Here is a 19,102-nt window from a genome sequence, read left to right on the forward strand (position 1 = left end):
CGACATATAACTGATCCAAAATATAAGGAGCGTACCTCCTACTCGGTTACATGTACCCTGGGTGCAGCACATATTTATCCTCATTCAAACCTTTCCTAAAAGCATTATCCATATGAAATTTCAATATTTCTAGTAATTCCAATAAAAGGTCTAACCTAAAATTATCATTTACTCTATTACCATCTATCGCATCTTCAATTCTAAAATGTTTTCCCAATCATCGTCTCCTCCAAAACCGACCCTCCTTCATTCAGTCCTCCCATGTCTATATATATAAAATCCAGCAGTACACCTGGATCTATCATATGGATTTTAAGAGTATGCTTTCCGGGTGCCATTTTTCCTATGGATATGGATTTTGATGATTTGTTGCTTAACACATTTTGCTTCCACTCTTCACTTCTTCCCTGCGTCTTGAAATCTATAATCTGTATAGGACTATTATCGACAGATATCCCTATCCTCAATTTATATTGATCAGTCAGAGGATGTGTGGGCAAGGCATTAATGATCACATCAGCTTGATCGGCTTCATTGAAAGTATAGAAATCATAGCTGAGTGTAGGACTGTTTTCTTCTACGGTTTCGGATACAGACGAAGTCATTTTGATGGGACCTGATTCCATGACCGTCCCTGAATGCCCAAAGTCCTCTACCCTCTCCCAATGTTGCTCATTAGATCCGCTAATATTAGAATAATTTTCTGCGTAAATCACTACCACTTGATCATTTTCCACATGCTTGGCGTCCGGTGGCAGTCCGGGTCTATTTTCAGCTAAAACAGTAACCGTGTAACTTTTCAGTGGTGTTTCGATTATTATTTGACCCTGATGAAATGAACCAGCTGTATCTATATGCTCCCAGTCTACGTCTACCCATATTCTTTTATGAAAATTTTCATCTTCATAAAGGTTACCTTTATTATCACTTAGTTTTATCCAATCATGTGACGTACTGGCCTTCCAATAAAAGGTACCAGAAGTATCTTTATGAGAATGCACTATATCAATAAAATACTTTGACTTTATCCAAGAATTATATTTTGGAAGAGTTTCGGACTGATTGGATCCATATGAAACTTCGGGTCTAATAGAAAATTGGTTTCCTACCCTATTTTCTGCCTGGTCAATTTCTATATCAGGATCTTCAAATACAGGAAGTTTCCTGGGGGCCATATCCATCATATTTTCCCATTTACCATCCAGTAACTCCTGGTTAAAATAACGTGTTTCTTCCACTATATCATGGTAGGCTTGGTGACTTTTTTCTTTATAATTAAGCGCGGCCAATTTATTAGTCTCGGAAGCCAAAAAAGCTTTGTCCCTATATATAAATTTTTTATTGATCAAAGATGCAGCTCTAATAGGGTAATATATCAATTGATAATAGGCGGGAAAGAGATTTTCCGGAATTTTTAACCCGCTAACCATGTGCTCAATTACTTCATAGGCATTTAATCTTTTTTGGGCTTCATCTCCTCTTCCCATATGGTTATAGCCGGTATTTTGAACAGGCCGGGTAGGCTCTGTCTGACTCCAGCCCATAAATTCAGGCTTTCGCTCAAATGCCAGTTTATAATATTCCCACATGGCGTCACTAAACTTCTGTCCCTGTATGCTGCCAAATATGGAATGATGCCAACCTGTGAAATGAACTTTGGTTGATTTACTTTCCATAAAAGCATCGGCAGAATAAGCCATATCTAAAAACAATTGAATACTATATTCATGAGGCTTTATGTCACCTACATTAAGCACCCATAACGCTCTGCTTCCGCGTTCATATGCTTTTATCATTTCATACCTTATCAGGGAAGGGTGGGTGGTGTTTAACCAAAGATAATCATGAGGCCTCCCCCAGTAGGACGTGTGGTAATAAACTCCGGATCCACCTTTTCGGGATTGTTCTGCACGGTTGGCCAATCGTTTTATATACCCATAGTTATCATCCGGCCACACCAGGATTACATCATCAGGAACTATTAGCCCTTGGTCGTACACATCCAATACTTCTTTATAAGCTGTAAATGCCTGAGGCACATCTTCTACAATTTTATGATATTTTCCCAGTATATTTCTCTGGTCATCTATGACGCTTTGCAATACTTCTACGGCTTCTGCTTCACTTACTCCCTCCATACCGCTGTCATGTATTCCTCTCATACCTAATGTATAAATACCGTGAAGGTCTCCGCTGTCCTTTATCCTTTCTTCCCAGTATTCCTGAACACCTTTTCTATTAGTGAGATAATTAAAAGCGCCTCTTTTGGATTTATCCCATTCATCTACGTTGTTTCGGAGCATCGGCTCAGCATGGGATGAACCTATCACTATCTGATACTCTTTGGCCATAGCTACATTTCCCGGATAGTAAAAAAATGCTTTGGTACTGGGATGCATGGCTGGCCAGATCAGGTTGGCTTTCAGTCTTAAGAGCAATTCAAAAACTTTTTCATAGGTTTTCGTACCGATATCTCCGGTACCAGGGTCAAAAGTCTTGGCTGCCCAGGGCTGCAAACCCCAGTCCTCATCATTGATGAAAATACCCCTGTATTTAACTGTAGGTCCTTCGGAGATAATGGGAAGATTGGTTACCACCGGCTGATCATTTGGGTTCACAGGGACATCCGCCCACCAATGCCACGGTGAAACTCCTAACAGTCTGGATATTTCAAACACCCCAAATGCAGTGCCTCTATCGTCTGAACCTGCGATAATCAGTGTTTTTCTATTGTTCTCCGGGGTTGAAACTGCTTTAATTATATACTGTTCCCATTTCCCTGAAATAGAGGTAATATCTATCGAATTATGCGGGATTAATTTATTGAATAAACTAGAATGGATATTCCCGATAAAGACAGCATCGCAATCTGTGCTATAATCACTGGTAACTTTTAACTTGATCCCTGTAATTTTTTCTAAGTCCTGAGAAAAAAGATGGGCGACAATAGAATCTAGAGCACTTCCTTTCGGATCATAAATAATGGCCACTTCCTTAGTAAATGTAAATTCTTGCAATAGCGAAACTGAAGTATCATTAAATCTGACAGCACTGCACTTTACCGAAAGTAGGCATACCGTGAAAATGCCCATTATAACAAGAAACCTCATATAACACCCTATTAAAAAAAATCGTCCAAAGCCAATCTGGCAATGGACGATAATGAATATTTATACGTATGCTTTAGCCGTCTGCTTAGCTATCCCCAAGCCTTCAATGCCCAGCTCCATCACATCACCTGGCTTCAGATATCTGGGTGGATTTAATCCAAGTCCCACCCCTGCAGGAGTGCCAGTAGAAATTACATCCCCTGGAAGCAGACTCATATACTGGCTGATGTAGCTTACCAATTTTGGTATGTCAAAGATAAGATCTGAAGTAAAGCTGTCCTGCAGCATTTCCCCGTTTACACTTAGCCAAAGGCGGAGCTGGTGAGGATCTTTGATTTCATCCTGCGTAACCAAATATGGGCCTATAGGAGCAAAAGTATCACAGCTCTTACCCTTCACCCACTGTCCGCCATGGTTAAGCTGAAAGTCACGCTCGCTCACATCATTATGCAGCGCATATCCAGCTACATAGTTCATGGCATCCTCTTCTGACACATATGCAGCCTTCTTGCCTATAATTACAGCAAGTTCCACTTCCCAATCCGTTTTTACTGATTTTCTAGGGATGATCACAGGATCAAAGGGACCTGACAGGGAAGAACTTGCTTTCATAAAAAGAATGGGCTGTTCCGGTATGTCCGCTCCCGTTTCTTTGGCATGTAGAGAATAGTTTAGTCCCACACAGATGATTTTGGATGGCCTGCATATGGGACTGCCCAATCGTACAGAATCATCTACCTTTGGAAGGTTTTGATGATTGTCGTCCAGCCAGCGCTGTAACCTTTCTATACCGCCGTTTCCAAAAAAATTCTCATTCCAGTCTTCTCCAAACTGACTGCAGTCCAGTCTCTGACCTTCTGATGTTTCTATACCCGGTTTTTCTGCTCCCGATTGTCCAAATCTGATAAGTTTCATGCTAATTATGTTGTATTAAAGTGTGGTGTTATTTTTTTGTAAGTAATGATATATAGGTGGAATAGAACCTATCCCGTTGTTATGGCTTTAATTTTATGAATCCTCCGTCTACGGGGAAGTTGCTTCCGGTAATAAAAGATGCCTCATCAGAGCAAAGATAAAAAGCCAGGGAAGCCACTTCATCCGGAGTCCCCATTCTACCTATAGGCTGTGTTTTAGACAATTTATCAAACATTTCTTTTTCCTGTCCGGGATAATTTTTCCCTATAAAATTATCCACGAAGGGAGTATGTATTCTGGCTGGAGAGATGCAGTTGCATCTGATATGGTGGTCTACATAATCACAGGCTATGGATAAGGTCATGGTGAGCACGGCCCCTTTGGTCATGGAGTAGGCAAAGCGGTCGGGAATACCCACTTCTGATACTATTGAAGCCATGTTCAGGATCACCCCTCCCCTTGTTTTCATCGAAGGAATGACCGCCTGGGCACAGTTATATACTCCTTTTATATTGACTTGGTACAGCCTGTCAAAATCTTCTTCAGTGGTACTTTCAAGGTTTCCCACATGGGAAACTCCGGCATTGTTGACCAGAATATCTACAGGTGAGTCTATCCTGCTTATGGCACTACGGACTTCAAGCTGCTTACTGACATCACAGGTATCGAATATGGTATCATACCCTAATAGCTGTAATTCATTTTGAACGCTATTTCCAGTATGCGCATTGTTATCCCAAAAAACCACTTGTGCACCGGCTTTTGCAAATCGCTTGGTAATAGCCAGCCCTATTCCACTGGCTCCCCCGGTGACCAACACTGTTTTTCCTTTCATCTTAAATTATATTTTTCATTATAAAAATTAATTCTTTATTTAATAGTGTCAATTGGATAAACCATTATTGACTTATTGAGAACCTGATTTTACGGATACAGGGGTTAACCTCCCTGCAAGAAAACCATAGATAGCTACAATGATAAAGCAGCAAAATGGCACTAAAAAAGCCATATTGATACTGCCTGTCAAATCTGATATCTGTCCTTGCACCGAAGTAAGTACTGCTCCTCCCACTATAGCCATAATCAAACCGGCCCCTCCTAATTTGGAATCATCCCCTACATGCTGCAGCCCCAAACCAAAAATGGTAGGAAACATCAGCGACATGCACCCTGAGACCAGCAACAAAGCTATCACTCCACTCATGCCCGATCCTATTATAGCAAAAAGCGTCAAGAACCCAGCTATAATAGACAATATACATAAAAGCTTAGCAGGGGCCACCCATTTCATGATATATGTAAAGATAAATCTGCATACCAAAAATATGACAAGTGCAATAATATAATAAGTGGCAGCTGATTCCTCGTTTACCTGAAGTTCTACCATTACATATCGGATGGTAAATGACCATATTCCGATCTGAGCCCCTACATAAAAAAACTGGGCTATAACCGATCCGACATAATTACGGTTGGATAGCAATCTTCCTGCCGATGCGGCCATGTGCAGTTCATTTGTATCCTTAATCTTAGGCATTTTGGTAAAGACTATTAGCAGCCAAAGGAAGAGAAGCACCAAAGCGACACCGACATATGGCCCCATTACAGCCGTCAACTCTGTAGACTGTATTTCTTTGAGCTGAACAGCAGTCATACCACTCCGCTCCTCTCCAGTAGCCAGATTGAGGTTAGACAGTATAAAATATTTGCTCAATAAAGCACCTGAAATCGAGCCTATAGGATTGAAAGCCTGTGCTAAATTTAGTCTTCTGGTAGCAGTTTCGGGAGGACCCAGTTCTAGGATATACGGATTAGCTGCTGTTTCCAGGATAGAAAGCCCTCCTGCCAATATGAAAAGGGCAATGAGAAAATGACTGTACTCAATGGTAATGCTGGCCGGATAAAAAAGCAATGAGCCCAAAATAAACAGGCCCAAACCGATCAGAATGCCCGTTTTATAGCTGTACTTCTTTATCAAAAGAGCAGCAGGTATGGCCAGGCAAAAATAGGCACCATAAAAAGCACTCTGGACAAATGAAGTCTGAAAATCAGTCAAGCTGAGAATCCGCTTAAAAGCAGCCAACAGCGTATCCGTCATATTATTGGCCAGGCCCCACATAAAAAAGAGGCTGGTTATAAGCACAAATGCCAGATGTGATTTTCTCATAATATAATGGTTATGTCAGCGATCTGTCAAGATGAACATAGCCACCGTCGGCAAAAAGGAACTGACCGGTGGTATGGGATGAAACCTCTGATAGTAAAAAAACTGCAAGAGCCCCCATCTCTTCGATCGTGGTCATTCTTTTTCCTAAGGGTATCTTGGATACTATTTCCTGTTCCTTTCCCTTTGGATCTTCAAAGGTCCTATCCAGCCAGTTCCTATATAAGGGAGTCATTACTTCAGATGGGAGTATTGCATTCACTCGGATATCGTAGGGCAATAGTTCTGCTGCCCACTCTCTGGTCAGTGCCAGCTGGGCCCCTTTAGAAGCCGCATATCCAGATGTGCCACCCTGCCCTGTAAGGGCTACTTTTGAACTGATATTTATGATAGAACCTTTGCTTTCTTTTAATTGTGGAAGAGCAAAGTGGACAAGGTTGTAATAATGAAACAGATTCATTTCTACAGAATTTTTAAATGCCTGCGGACCGGCTTCTAATCCTGCACCGTCATTTACGCCTGCATTGTTTACTATTCCGTATATACTCCCAAATTCTTTGATAGCATATTGGACCACTCTCTTGCAAAAATCCACCTCTTGCAAATCGCCGATGATATGTCCGGCTTTTTTTCCCCTATCAGCTAATTCCCTGATCAAGTGATGGGTTGCTTCTTCCGATTTGGTAGCAATAATAGGAATACCATCCTCTTCGGCAATGGCCCGGGTGATTCCTTCCCCTATTCCCTTTGATCCTCCAGTTACGATGATGACTTTATTCCTCAATCGAAGATCCATTCAATTTTTATTTAAAGGTTATAGAATTTTTTTGCGTTCAATCCCATTATCTGGCTTTGTTCTGATGCTGATAATTTGCTGATATACCTTTCCACGGCTCTGATGACCTCACCATATTCTGCTGCTACCAGACACACCGGCCAGTCGGATCCAAACATCAATCTCTCCGGACCAAAGGCTTCCAAAACTATATCTAGATAAGGCTCCAAGTCTTCAAATTTCCAACTTTGCCAATCTGCCTCGGTCACCATTCCTGAAAGTTTACACATGACCCTATCTTGCTTTGCCAGAGCAAAAATATCTTTGCGCCACTGTTCCATCTCTCCGGTTTTGATAAGAGGCTTTGCCATATGGTCCAAAACCACCGGCATCTCATTATAACTTTCCAAAGCTTTTAAAGTAGCCTGAAACTGTGGCGTTTTGATCAGTAAATCATAGGTAAAATTGTACTTGTGGAGTAGACGTAAGCCTTTTTGAAAACCGGGCTGAAGTATGAATGCCGGGTCAGCTTCATCCTGCAGCGAATGACGGAAACCTTTCATCAGGGGCTGGCTGACATAGCTTTCGAGCTTTCCCTCCAGATCATCACCCAACAGGTCAACCCATCCTACTACCCCCATTATAAAAGGGTTGTTCTTGGCCAAATTCAGTAAGAATTGTGTTTCTTCATCATTTTGCCTGGCCTGCACAGCTACACAGCCATTTATCATATGTTCCTTAAGGAGCGGTTCCAAATCCCTAGGCAAAAAGTCCTTCCTGATACGTCCCATCCCTCCATCTATCCATAAATATGATGTGGGATCATAATTCCAAAAATGCTGGTGGGCGTCTATTCTCAAAGCATCTTTATTCATATTTTTTTATTTTCTAAATTTAGAAATCCTGTTATTAACTTTGAAATTCTATATAAAAGATACCATGGCTTTAATTACTTCATTGTCTGGATGTATCCATTCTTTAAACATACCGATCATATCCTGAAATTTTTCCTGATGAGTGATGTATGAAGAAGCAGGAAATTTTTTATGTGCCAAAACATCAATGACGTAATCAAAATCCTCTCTAGTGGCATTCCTGCTGCACATAATCGTAGTTTCTTTGGCATGGATGGCGGGATGATTAAAGATAAGATCGCCTTTGGATAAACCTACCATGATAAACCTGCCTCCATGGCTCAGGTATTGTGGCCCGGATTCGAGGGCCATTTTGCTTCCGGTGGCATCAAAAACTGTCTGGCATAAGTCACCGCTAGTATAATCTGCGATTTCGTCCACCGAATCAGCACCTGCTATTATAGTTTTATCTACACCTATTTCATTTTTTGCAAACGCAAGCCGCTTTTGGTTAATATCCAAAGCTATAACTTCTGCTCCGCGAAGTTTTGCCAATGCCATTAAAGCCAACCCAATAGGACCGCAGCCCATCACCAAAATGGTTTGTTCACGGCTAACCTCAGCTATCCTTACAGCATGGGCTGCAATCGCTAAAGGTTCTACTATAGCCATTTCCTCATAACTTAGGTGGGGAGTAGGTACCAGAATATCTTCAGAAACACTCAATGTTTCCTGCATCCCCCCATCTACATGGACGCCCATTACTTTCATTTGTTTACAGCAATTGGTTTTTCCCTTAATACAGGCAATACATTTCCCACAGTGCAGGTAAGGAATAGGGACCACCTTGTCATGATTTTTAAATAATATTGATCCATTGGAATCCACTATCTCTGCCGCCAATTCATGGCCTAGAATTCTAGGGTATGAAAAGTAGGCTTGATTTCCTCCATAGGCATGTATATCTGTCCCACATATACCTATTCTTTTGATATCTATAAGTACTTCTCCTTTACCCGGAACAGGTTTAAGTTTTTCTTTAAGTAAAAAATTACCAGGACTTTCGCATATGATGTATTTCATGCTTCAATGGGTAATAGTAAAATAATAAGTAACCGCCTAACAGTAACTCTAGGTACGATATTTTTCCCTTTTTTGGAAATTTTTACTTAGCAATCTTTATCCTTCCTACATTTAAAGAATTGCCCTTAAGCTCGAGATTTATTTTTTTATGTATGACCGTAAATTCTTTCTCATTTGGATGGATAGCTTTGGGTTCATCAAATGAATTGGCTATAGTTAGATCATCTGAGGCTATTTCATACCATTTCCCTTTTTCTTTACCATTATACCTCCCATCCAAGCTGATACTGATTAGCTGTCCTGAAGGATTGGTATTGACTATTTTAAAGATCAATTCCTGTGTATGGTCATCTATGGTCGCAGAGGCATAAATCCCTTCTTCACCTGCCAGGCTCTGCCCATTATATGTTATATCCAAAACATGGTTACCAGCGTTGGTGGAAAAAAGTTTTTGAACATAATAGTTTGGAGTGGCATAGGCCTGAAGGTTGTCAAACCAGATCATATCAGGTGCCCATTGCCAGGCATTTACATGTGCTAATAACGGAGCATATGATGCCAATCTTACAATATCCGCATTTCGCTCCAGCCCCGTCATAAACGCTGCTTCTGACAGTGCTGCTTCCCAGTTGTTTTTCTTTAGTGGATCTTTTTCTGTAGTACTATGTGCTGCATATTCTCCTGCAAAAACTTTTGGGCCGTTTCTATCATAATTATCATATCGACGGGCATTGGTTCTAAACCATTCCGGAGATCGGTAATAATGTTCATCTATCAGTTCTGCGTTTCGCTTGGTTAGTTCTTCCCATAGGTAATCAAATTCTTTTCCATCCGGTGAGGGACCTGAAGTAGATACGATTATGATATCTGGATAAGCAGCTTTTATAGCCTTTTCAAAAATATCAGCACGCTCAATGTATTGTGGCCCCCAGTTTTCGTTTCCGACTCCGATGTATTTCAATCCAAAAGGTTCAGGATGTCCCATCTCGGCTCTTTTGTTTCCCCAAAAGCTATCCAAAGGACCGTTGGCAAATTCTATAAGGTCAATGGCATCCTGTACATATTCGTCCAGGGCAGCTAACGGAACCATTTCGCCTGAATTGTACTGACATGCCAATCCACAGCTGAGAATAGGAAGTGGTTCGGCTCCCAGATCTTCTGAGAGTTGGAAATATTCGAAAAAGCCTATGCCGAAGGACTGAAAATAATCTGGAGCATTTCTATGGGCAAATTCAACGTTCCAACGGTTCATCAACAAATCTCTTTCCTCCATTTTGCCGATCGTATTCTTCCATTGGTAGCGGTTATCCAGGTCAAATCCCTCTACTATACATCCTCCTGGAAAACGTAGGAATCCAGGTTTCATGTCAGCCAGCAACTGTACCAAATCTTTCCGCATACCCCGCTTCCGACCCATCCATGTATCTTCGGGAAATAGGGAAACCATGTCCACATCGAGCTCTCCCTCTCCTTCCAGCAATATCCGAAAGTTTATGTTGTCTGCTGTTAGTTTAGATGGCATCATGACTTCATATTCCTGCCATTCGTCCGTTAATTCTTTAACAGTCCCTTCTGCGGCCACTTCATTTCCTTGTCCTCTGAGCTGTGCTTTAATAGAAAGGCTGTTTCCTTTGGCTACTCTGGCCAAAAAGGTCAAACGGTAATTCTCCCCTTCTTTGACTGCCATGCTCCTAAAGCCATCATTTTGCATACCAAAGGTACCGTTATCATTCAGGCGCTGGAGCCGCAGGTATCTTCTGTTTTTACCCTCTTCTTCATATCCTTGTACAAAATGGTATCCTTCCGCCCCATCGTGCGCCACCCTACTCCAACCCATAAATGGACTGGGAAACTCAAAAGAACTGTTTTTGATCATTTCTGCATATAGACCACCATCCGCTGCAAAATTGATATCTTCAAAGAAAAGGCCCCACATATCCGGAGCTATATCCGCTTTTATATCTGTCAGGTTTATAGTAAGTGTCTTGGCTGAAGTTTGAGCCTTAGCAGTTTTAATGCTAAAAAAAGTGACCAGAAAGAAAGCAAATAAATAGAAATAGGTTTTCATAGATTGTTTATTGGAAACGTTAAGCTGATAATTTATTTATTTACATTTTTGGAGTTTGTGATTTCAACTGAGTGGTTATCCTCTGCATTAATAGAAGTATTTTCTAATCTAATATTTGATGCATGGTCTATAGATCCAGCTGTTTCTGAAATTATAGTACTGTTTTTGATCAACACATTGTCTATAGGTGAACTTTCAGCTCCGGAGATATTCATCGCTTGTTTGGATTTTGAAACCTGCATATTATAGATTTCTATGTTTCTGAAGGTAGGGATACCCAGCACTTCAGGTTCAACTCTCCTCAGCATGGTTTTCCAATGCTCCGGTATGCTGTCTTCGTGAAATCCATCCGGCAATGTGGAATAGCTATAGGCTGGATTCCAATTTAGTCCTATCTCTATGGCCACACCTACCGTATCCATGATTATATTCCGGAGATATATATCTTCTACTGTCCCACCTCTGGTCATGGCCGATTTAAATCTTAAACCTACACTGGTTCCTTTGGCCTGAAGGTCATGCGCCAGTACATGTCTAATACCTCCTGAAGTTTCACTCCCGAAGGTGATCAATCCACCACCTGCACGGGATATACTGTTTCGGATCAGTACATATTCTGTAGGGATATTTACCCTAAGCCCATCGGCATCCCTTCCTGACTTCAGGCAGAAATTGTCATCATTGCAATCTATATCACAGTTCTCCACTAAAATATAAGAAGACGAATCTATATCTATCCCATCAGTACTCGGACCATGGCCACCCAAGTTGTTTTGAATCACTAGTCCTCTGGCGGTGATATGCTGGGAATAAAGTATATGTACTGTCCAGAAGCCTGCCTGCTTCATGGTCAGGCCTTCTATGGTGATGTCAGAAGATTTGGATACTAAAAGGGTTCGGGGGCGCTTCACATCATAATCCACAATCCATCTGAGTCCTTTTGCTTCATAATCCTTACGGGTAGTCCAGTAAGTATCCCAAAAAACCTTTCCCTGAGCATGAATATCACCCTTGCCTGTAACCGCTGCATTTTTCTGCTCGATGACATTGATAAGGGCAGCAGGCCATACCATCTCAATACCCGCTACACGTGTAGGTATTTCGGGATACTGTGCTATATCCTGGCTACCGTATAGCGTAACCCCTTCATCAATCCGGAGATTAACGCCTGACTTGATAAATAAAGCTCCCGATAGGTATTCTCCTTTACGGAAGGTGACTATACCTCCCCCTTCTTCAGCACAAGTGTCTATTGCTTTCTGAATAGCTTCAGTGCTTAAGGTTTCTTTGTTAGCTACCGCACCAAATTGGTTAACAGAGTATTCTCTAGTTCCTTCGGGAAAGCTTTTGGCACCTACTTTTTCAAGCCATTCAAATTCAGGTTCAGCGTTGGATTCCTCTTTGATCGCACAGGAATAAAGAAGTAATGATAATATGCCAATATAGATTAAAGTAAAATTTTTCATTTCATTTACCGTCGAATTTAATGGTAGTTGTTCTTTTACTTAAAGGCCAATAGAAATCTTTAGATGGTGAAGGTGCAACTGGATCGTAAATTGGAATAGACGATTTAGATATGCTGCTAATTCTAAATTAGTATCTTTTAAACCCTGCACACTACTGCTTTTGCAAGTTCATAGGCGCCATAAGTATAAGAATGGGTATTGTCCCTAAGAACTTCATCCTGTCCATCCAAAGTGCTTTCTTGGGTATTAACAAATGCTTTATAGAATTATCTGGCTCCCATAATTCATACAGAATTTTACTTTTTGCCTGGAAATAAATCAGTCTCACTTCTTCTTCATTCGCAACCTGCCGTATGGCTTCTATATAATTATAGAGTGTATTTACTATTTTAAAGGATCCACCAAATAGGCGATGGATTATATAATATAAAAATCTGATTACTATTACATTAAATAACTTTAAATAAATCATAGCTTAAAGAATATTGATTTCATAAGTTTGATCTTTCCTGGTATCAAAGCTGGTGATATAATACGTTTGTCCATCCAGAATTAATTCAGCGACTTTAGCGTCTGCACCTATTATTTCCAGTTTCTCTTTGGACTTGAGCATACATGGCAGTCCAGATCCAGAAGTTATGGTAGCATGGAAAAGCCGCCCATCTTGCCATGCCATATCGACCGTAAAATTTCCTCTGGCTACCAAACCATTGATCTCCCCTCCTGACCAGGCAGCAGGTAGCGCAGGCAATAAGGTAATCTCTCCCAGATGGCTTTGAAGGAGCATCTCTCCCACACCTGATGTGCCTCCAAAATTACCATCGATCTGAAACGGTGGATGGGTGTCAAACAGATTGTTTAATGTAGAGCCTTTCAGCAACTCTTGAAAAACTTTATAAGCATGGTCTCCATCTAAGAGCCTGGCCCAAAAATTTATTTTCCAAGCCTTACTCCATCCTGTACCTCCATCACCTCTCATTTCCAGGGTACGTCGGCTGGCTTCTGCTATATCTTTATTTATCCATGGAGAAATTTGTCTTCCGGGATGTAATCCGAAAAGATGGGAAACGTGCCTATGTTCTGGATCCTCATCTTCCCAGTCTCCAAACCATTCTACCAGATTACCTTTTTTACCAATTTTCAATGGGCTGAGCATATCTCTTTTTTGTTTTATCTTAGTGGCAAATTCACTGTCTTCACCCAAAATTTCACTGGCATCAATGATATTGCTAAAGAGGTCCCACATGATTTCCATGTCCATAGCAGAGGCGATGGTGACAGTCCCCTGATATCCTTTGGGGTGGATATAAACATTTTCTGGAGAAGTGGATGGTGCGGTGAGCAGCTGCCCCTCTTTTTCTATCAACCAATCAAGACAAAACTCGGCTGCACCTTTCATCAGCGGATATGCTTTATCCCTAAGGTAGGCAGTATCGGCAGTAAATAAGAAATGTTCATACAGGTGTTGGGACAGCCATGGGCTTCCAAGAGACCAGTTGGCCCATTTGGGGTCTCCTTCACCCTGGCCGACAGGATTGGTTTGGGCCCAGATATCTGTATTGTGGTGGACTGCCCAGCCCGACATATTATAATAATTTTTGGCAGTCTGCAGACCATTATGAGCCGTTCTTGCTATATGATCTATAAGTGGTTCATTCATTTCCGAAAGATTGGTCATACCAGCTGGCCAATAATTCATCTGTAAATTAATATTCGTAGTATAATTACTTCTCCAAGGTGGATCAATAGATTTGTTCCATATTCCCTGGAGGTTAGCCGGTATGCCATCCGGTCTGGATGATGATATGAGCAGGTACCTGCCAAACTGAAAATAAAGGCTTTCCAAAGCTTTGTCCTCTACTCCCTCTTTGTAATTGATTAACCTTTCATCGATGGGACGGTCCGGAGCTTGCTGCCCGGCTAACCTGAATGAGAGGCGATCAAAATAAAACTTGTAATCAGCTATATGCGCTTCTTTTAATTGATCAAATGGCTTTCCTTCTATATCAGATATATACCCCTGTACCACAGCTTTTTCGTCCTTTCCATCTTTATCCGGACAAGTATTAAATCCGTTAAAACTTGTAGCGGCAGCTACGATCAAAACTACCTCTGAAGCATTTTTGATGTGTAATAGGCTGTCGGCACTTACCAGACCGTCATGCTGGGCCACACGTACCCTCCATTCAAACCGCATCCCATTACACGATTCGGTATCAGCATATTGGTATTGCTGAGCATTACCCCATTCCTGATCGTCGATCCTTGCTTTGCCAGTTAGGACAAGTTCATGATTGCCAATTGATTTTTGAAAGGCCAGCGGATGATCATTATCAAGGCTTAAATTCAATGTGCCAGGTTTGCTTGTTTGTAACTTTATTACCATCACCTGATCTGGAGCTGAAATAAACATTTCTCTGGTATATTGAATTCCTGATGCTATAAAGCTTGTAAATGATGTGGCATTAGAAATATCAAGGTCGCGGTGATAATCTTCCACCTCACCATCAAATGCTTGATGGATGATCAAATCCCCCATAGGCTGGTACTTCTGAGTATCAGGACCCTGCATCTTTTTGAGATAATGTACTGCTGCTTCATGGTCATCGCTGAAAAGTGCTTTCCTTACATCGCTCAGATATTTCTTAGCATCTCCATTGGGATTTAAGTTGGCGGGTCCTCCCGTCCATAGAGTTTCCTCATTTAGCTGAATAAGTTCTTTGGCTGGATCACCAAAAACCATGGCACCCAATCTGCCATTACCCAAGGGTAAAGCTTCATTCCATTCTTTGGCTGGCCTATCATACCAGAGCAATAGGTCATGCTTTACCTGAGCTTTGACCTGAACGGCACTGCTAATTAATAGTGCCACAAACATCCTCAATATCTTCATCTTCCAAATTAACACAAAGAAGTTATCAATTACTAAATCAATGGATTGTCACTAATCAATATTTTGCTTTCTTAGATTAATCTATTTGATCAATCCAAAATTTATTCATCTATTATTAATTCATGATCACTGCTTTAGCAATTGAAGAGAACTATCATTGATTTCGAATTCGTTATTTTGGATCAATCTGTAAATCTCTGCTCCCGCGGCTATTACAGGACCATATCCATGTGCTGCAAATTTATTGACCGGCCTGTGATAATAAAAGGCGGGATCAAATCCCATACCTGTACCTACACAGGTGCCCTCTACCTGCCCTCTTTCATTAACCATAGTGGATACTGCATGCCACGCCAGCATGACCATAGGTGCATGAGCTAAATCATCTATCCATCCTTCATTGATTGCCTTAGCTATGCAGTAGGCATAGATAGCCGTAGCGGATGTTTCTAAATAGGAATCGTTTTTATCTAAAAGCTGGTGCCAAAATCCGGCACCTGACTGAAGTGGGGCCAGTCCTCTGATATGCTTTTTCAAAAGATCCATCACCACCTCTCTGCCGGGATGGTTTTCAGGCAGAGCACTAAGTACTTCTATTTTAGTCAACAGCGCCCAACCATTGGCCCTAGCCCAATGAAATTCTGGGTGTACATCCATATCTTCCACCCAGCCATGCATGTACAGACCTTTGTCTTTATTGAACATTCTTTGAGAAAACAGTTCAATTTGACGGACTGCTTCATCATAATATTTTTGTTCTCCGGTAAGCTTGCCCATCTGAACGATAGCCGGTACGCTCATATATAGATCATCCAACCATATTGTATTTTTCAGAGGTCTATTTCTGGCCAGCGTACCATCTTCTAGACGATACTCTTTTGTCATGATATAATTCATGAAATTATCGACTATAGGCCTCACATCAGCATCGACTCCTGCTCTTTCTGTTTTTATAAATGCCGCGCATAATGCACCGGCATCATCCAGTGCACCGGGATGCAGGATTGAATGAAGGGCATTCTTTTGCTCTTTCATAGTCCTGAAGTGTGGGTAAAGATCTGCTATAAATTTTACCCTGTCTTTTGTATAATCTGTATATTTTTTATCTCCTGTTATTTCACCTGCTTCCAGCATAGCTGAATAGGTAACTCCCCATTCATAACTGAGCAGTCTGAAATCACCTTGCTTAAGTTGCGTGTTATGATTAAAATTCTTCGGGTCTTTTATTTCGTCCAAACTGATTTTATCCACTAAGCTGGCTGGTGTCACATCAGCTAAATAATCCCTTACTCTGTCAATAACTACTTTTACGTCTTCTTTATTCACTATCCCGTATGGAACGGGATAATCAGGTTGCAATAAATGTAAAGGAGTATTGGTATCTGTAATTTCTGTCTTTCCAGGCGTCTGACCATATACCGGGCCTAATAGCATAAATGAAATCGCTATAGTCACTCCTTTCTTTAAAAACATTTGGGAGAAATCCATTATCATATTATTAAATCGGTTTATATAATCTTTAAAACTTATATTTTCTAATGATAGGGTATATGAGAAAAGAGGTGATCTCATAAAGACCACCTCAAATAATCAATTATAACCCAATATTCAATTTATACCTGAAGATCAATAGCCTGGGTTCTGATATGCGGATCGCTCTGTAGCATCCAGCGGTCGACCATTTTCATCAGTAAGTTGTATCATGTAGTTAAACGGCCACATTCTGAAAGTATGGTGTTTTTGCATCTGGCCTTTACCTCTACCATCCTGTCCATTTCCTCCTCCTGTATTGGTGGCTACAGGCCATAACCCCACTGCGCTCGAAGCCATTTGATTATAGTGCATTACCCTTTCATATAAAATACCGGCATTGTGCAGGTCCTCCCACATGATGCCTTCTCCGAGAAATTCCCGGTTTTTTTCATTATAGATAAAATGGACAAACATATCCTGCTTACTCGACACAGTAGGAATATACCCTTCTCGCTGTGCCTCTGGGGTACCGGGAGTAAAATGGTTTTCAGTTACCATAATAGCATTATAGGAATCTCCTGCAGCAGTGTATGGGGCCACTCTTTCTGCAGGTGTCAGATCATTGGCTTCTGGATACCATTCTACCAAAACGTTTGGTCGCTGTTCGCCTCCTTTGAATGCTGCTCTCTGTCTCAATACGTTGATATCTGCCACAGCTGAACCGAAATCCCCCTTACGGCCATAAGCTTCTGCACGGATAAGATAAGTTTCAGCCAGTCTCATCAGGATGGCATCTCGCGTACCTGCTTCGCTATTAAAGTTACTTTCATCAGAACTTCCTCCCCTCATAGGATCTACATATTTTTTTACGGAGAGATAAGGGGCTGTTTGTGTTGCCAAACCTAGATTGGCGCCATTGATAAATAATCTGTAATAATAATTGCCTGTAGTAGCGGACCTTACCCACCTTACCATAAACTGATAGGGTTGGCTCATTGCCTTCATGGAGTCAAGTGCATTTTCCCGGTCATTTTCCAAATAAATCAGCGCTCTGGCACCATTTTGTATTCTTCGTTCACCTGATCTCACTTCCGGAGCACCAGCGGGTTTATTGGCATTCCACCATGCTGCAGAGACTGCATTCCAGTTATAGGAAGTAGAGTTGCTTCCCATATTGCTGATATACTCATGGCGAAAGGTCTTGGCATACCTACTATCATGTAGCTTATCCCTAAAGTTATCATATCCCCAATCTGTAGGCTTAAAGGTACCAAAAGGACGGCCATAGATCATCGATCTGTTTACACCTGTTTGGTCTGTATAATTACCTATATGATAATTTACAGATCTGTTTCCGGTAAATCTACCATTTAAACCTATGTTGGTGTCAAACTGGGCTGCCCACAAAACCTCAGGATGCGGATTGGTCTCTGATACGGCCGGGTCGAATAAAGTATGGTAATCTGGAGCTAATCCCCCTACCCCATTGATAACTTCAGTAGCTATCTGGATGGAATTATCGAGATCGGAAGGGACATTTCCTTTATATAACATTCTCAGGTGCTCTTCAGCACCAGCAAATCCCGCCGCTTGGGCCCGGTTCAAATACAACTTGGCCAAGAAATGACCGGCAGCCCATTTGGTCAGACGGCCTTTTGGGGCACTAGTCGGAAGGTGCTCATAGGCAAACTGCATATCCGTAATCATCTGGGTATATATATCTTCCAGTGAAGCTTTTGGATAATAATAGATACCAGAATCCTGTCTTCTTGGCGTCAGTGTTAAAGGAATGTCGCCCAACTGATTAGACGTAAGATAAAAAGCCCAAGAACGCAGCATCAGTATCTCTGCCTTTCTCCTGTTTGCATAAGTTTGATCTGTACCAAATATACCTGGCTGGATATTCTCCAATACATCCAATGCGATATTACAATTATTGATATGGGGGTAAGCACCCATAGGAGCATAGTTGGAATTGGACGTTCCCAGCATATTAAATACATTACTGGCTATAGAGCTGAGGTCGTTACCATATGTACCTACTTCCATTCGCGCCCAAGCAGGGCTGGTACTCATATAAGCATCAGTTTCTGCCTGAGTGGGCCTAGCGCCACTGGCATCCCATTCATGTTTAATTCTGGCATATACATATAAACCATTGATCAAGGCTTCAAGCCCATTTTCATCATTGTAATAATCCTGTGTTAGGTTAGCTACCTGCTCTTCTTCCAGAAAATCCTGGCATGAGGTCATCGGATTGACAAGGGCCAGTGCTAAAATCCATATATATTTTTTCATAGT

13 protein-coding genes are annotated in these 19,102 nt (G+C 41.4%); all 13 read right to left on the reverse strand.

What is annotated here, in order from left to right; translation table 11 throughout:
* Nucleotides 1-200: 200 nt before the first annotated feature.
* The 13 genes from EL17_RS21530 to EL17_RS21590 all read right to left on the reverse strand — a co-directional run bounded on the left by EL17_RS21530 (nucleotide 201) and on the right by EL17_RS21590 (nucleotide 19,099).
* Nucleotides 201-3,110 (reverse strand): glycosyl hydrolase 115 family protein, encoded by a 2,910-nt coding sequence (locus tag EL17_RS21530; RefSeq protein ID WP_205623608.1) that lies wholly within the window; start codon nucleotides 3,108-3,110, stop codon nucleotides 201-203.
* Between the two features lie 60 nt (nucleotides 3,111-3,170).
* The gene (locus EL17_RS21535) at nucleotides 3,171-4,025 is read right to left on the reverse strand and encodes a fumarylacetoacetate hydrolase family protein (protein WP_035079437.1); all 855 of its coding nucleotides are present in this window, start codon (nucleotides 4,023-4,025) and stop codon (nucleotides 3,171-3,173) included.
* Between the two features lie 79 nt (nucleotides 4,026-4,104).
* Nucleotides 4,105-4,860, reverse strand: a complete 756-nt coding sequence (locus EL17_RS21540; protein ID WP_035079440.1) for an SDR family NAD(P)-dependent oxidoreductase — start codon at nucleotides 4,858-4,860, stop codon at nucleotides 4,105-4,107.
* 72 nt (nucleotides 4,861-4,932) lie between these two features.
* Nucleotides 4,933-6,192 carry an L-fucose:H+ symporter permease gene (gene fucP / locus EL17_RS21545; RefSeq protein ID WP_051720322.1) on the reverse strand — a complete coding sequence of 420 codons (1,260 nt, stop codon included), beginning with the start codon at nucleotides 6,190-6,192 and terminating at the stop codon, nucleotides 4,933-4,935.
* A 10-nt stretch (nucleotides 6,193-6,202) separates the two neighbouring features.
* The gene (locus tag EL17_RS21550) at nucleotides 6,203-6,985 is read right to left on the reverse strand and encodes an L-fucose dehydrogenase (protein ID WP_035079443.1); all 783 of its coding nucleotides are present in this window, start codon (nucleotides 6,983-6,985) and stop codon (nucleotides 6,203-6,205) included.
* An 11-nt stretch (nucleotides 6,986-6,996) separates the two neighbouring features.
* A complete protein-coding gene (locus tag EL17_RS21555; protein ID WP_035079446.1) occupies nucleotides 6,997-7,839 on the reverse strand; it encodes an amidohydrolase family protein in 843 nt (280 codons plus the stop codon).
* A gap of 48 nt (nucleotides 7,840-7,887) precedes the next feature.
* Nucleotides 7,888-8,901, reverse strand: a complete 1,014-nt coding sequence (locus EL17_RS21560; RefSeq protein WP_035079449.1) for a zinc-binding alcohol dehydrogenase family protein — start codon at nucleotides 8,899-8,901, stop codon at nucleotides 7,888-7,890.
* Nucleotides 8,902-8,983: 82 nt separating this feature from the next.
* Nucleotides 8,984-10,969 carry an alpha-L-arabinofuranosidase C-terminal domain-containing protein gene (locus EL17_RS21565; RefSeq protein ID WP_035079452.1) on the reverse strand — a complete coding sequence of 662 codons (1,986 nt, stop codon included), beginning with the start codon at nucleotides 10,967-10,969 and terminating at the stop codon, nucleotides 8,984-8,986.
* 32 nt (nucleotides 10,970-11,001) lie between these two features.
* Nucleotides 11,002-12,435, reverse strand: a complete 1,434-nt coding sequence (locus tag EL17_RS21570; RefSeq protein ID WP_035079455.1) for a glycoside hydrolase family 28 protein — start codon at nucleotides 12,433-12,435, stop codon at nucleotides 11,002-11,004.
* A gap of 151 nt (nucleotides 12,436-12,586) precedes the next feature.
* Nucleotides 12,587-12,907 (reverse strand): SGNH/GDSL hydrolase family protein, encoded by a 321-nt coding sequence (locus EL17_RS21575; protein WP_035079458.1) that lies wholly within the window; start codon nucleotides 12,905-12,907, stop codon nucleotides 12,587-12,589.
* A 3-nt stretch (nucleotides 12,908-12,910) separates the two neighbouring features.
* Complete coding sequence (locus EL17_RS21580; protein ID WP_035079461.1) at nucleotides 12,911-15,328, reverse strand: glycoside hydrolase family 95 protein; 2,418 nt, start codon at nucleotides 15,326-15,328, stop codon at nucleotides 12,911-12,913.
* Between the two features lie 126 nt (nucleotides 15,329-15,454).
* The gene (locus EL17_RS21585; RefSeq protein ID WP_240486050.1) at nucleotides 15,455-16,762 is read right to left on the reverse strand and encodes a glycoside hydrolase family 88/105 protein; all 1,308 of its coding nucleotides are present in this window, start codon (nucleotides 16,760-16,762) and stop codon (nucleotides 15,455-15,457) included.
* 192 nt (nucleotides 16,763-16,954) lie between these two features.
* On the reverse strand, nucleotides 16,955-19,099 hold the full coding sequence (locus EL17_RS21590; RefSeq protein WP_035079464.1) for a RagB/SusD family nutrient uptake outer membrane protein: 2,145 nt from the start codon (nucleotides 19,097-19,099) through the stop codon (nucleotides 16,955-16,957).
* Between the last annotated feature and the right edge of the window lie 3 nt (nucleotides 19,100-19,102).

Origin of the sequence: Anditalea andensis (assembly GCF_000714815.1) — a bacterium.
GTDB lineage: Bacteria > Bacteroidota > Bacteroidia > Cytophagales > Cyclobacteriaceae > Anditalea > Anditalea andensis.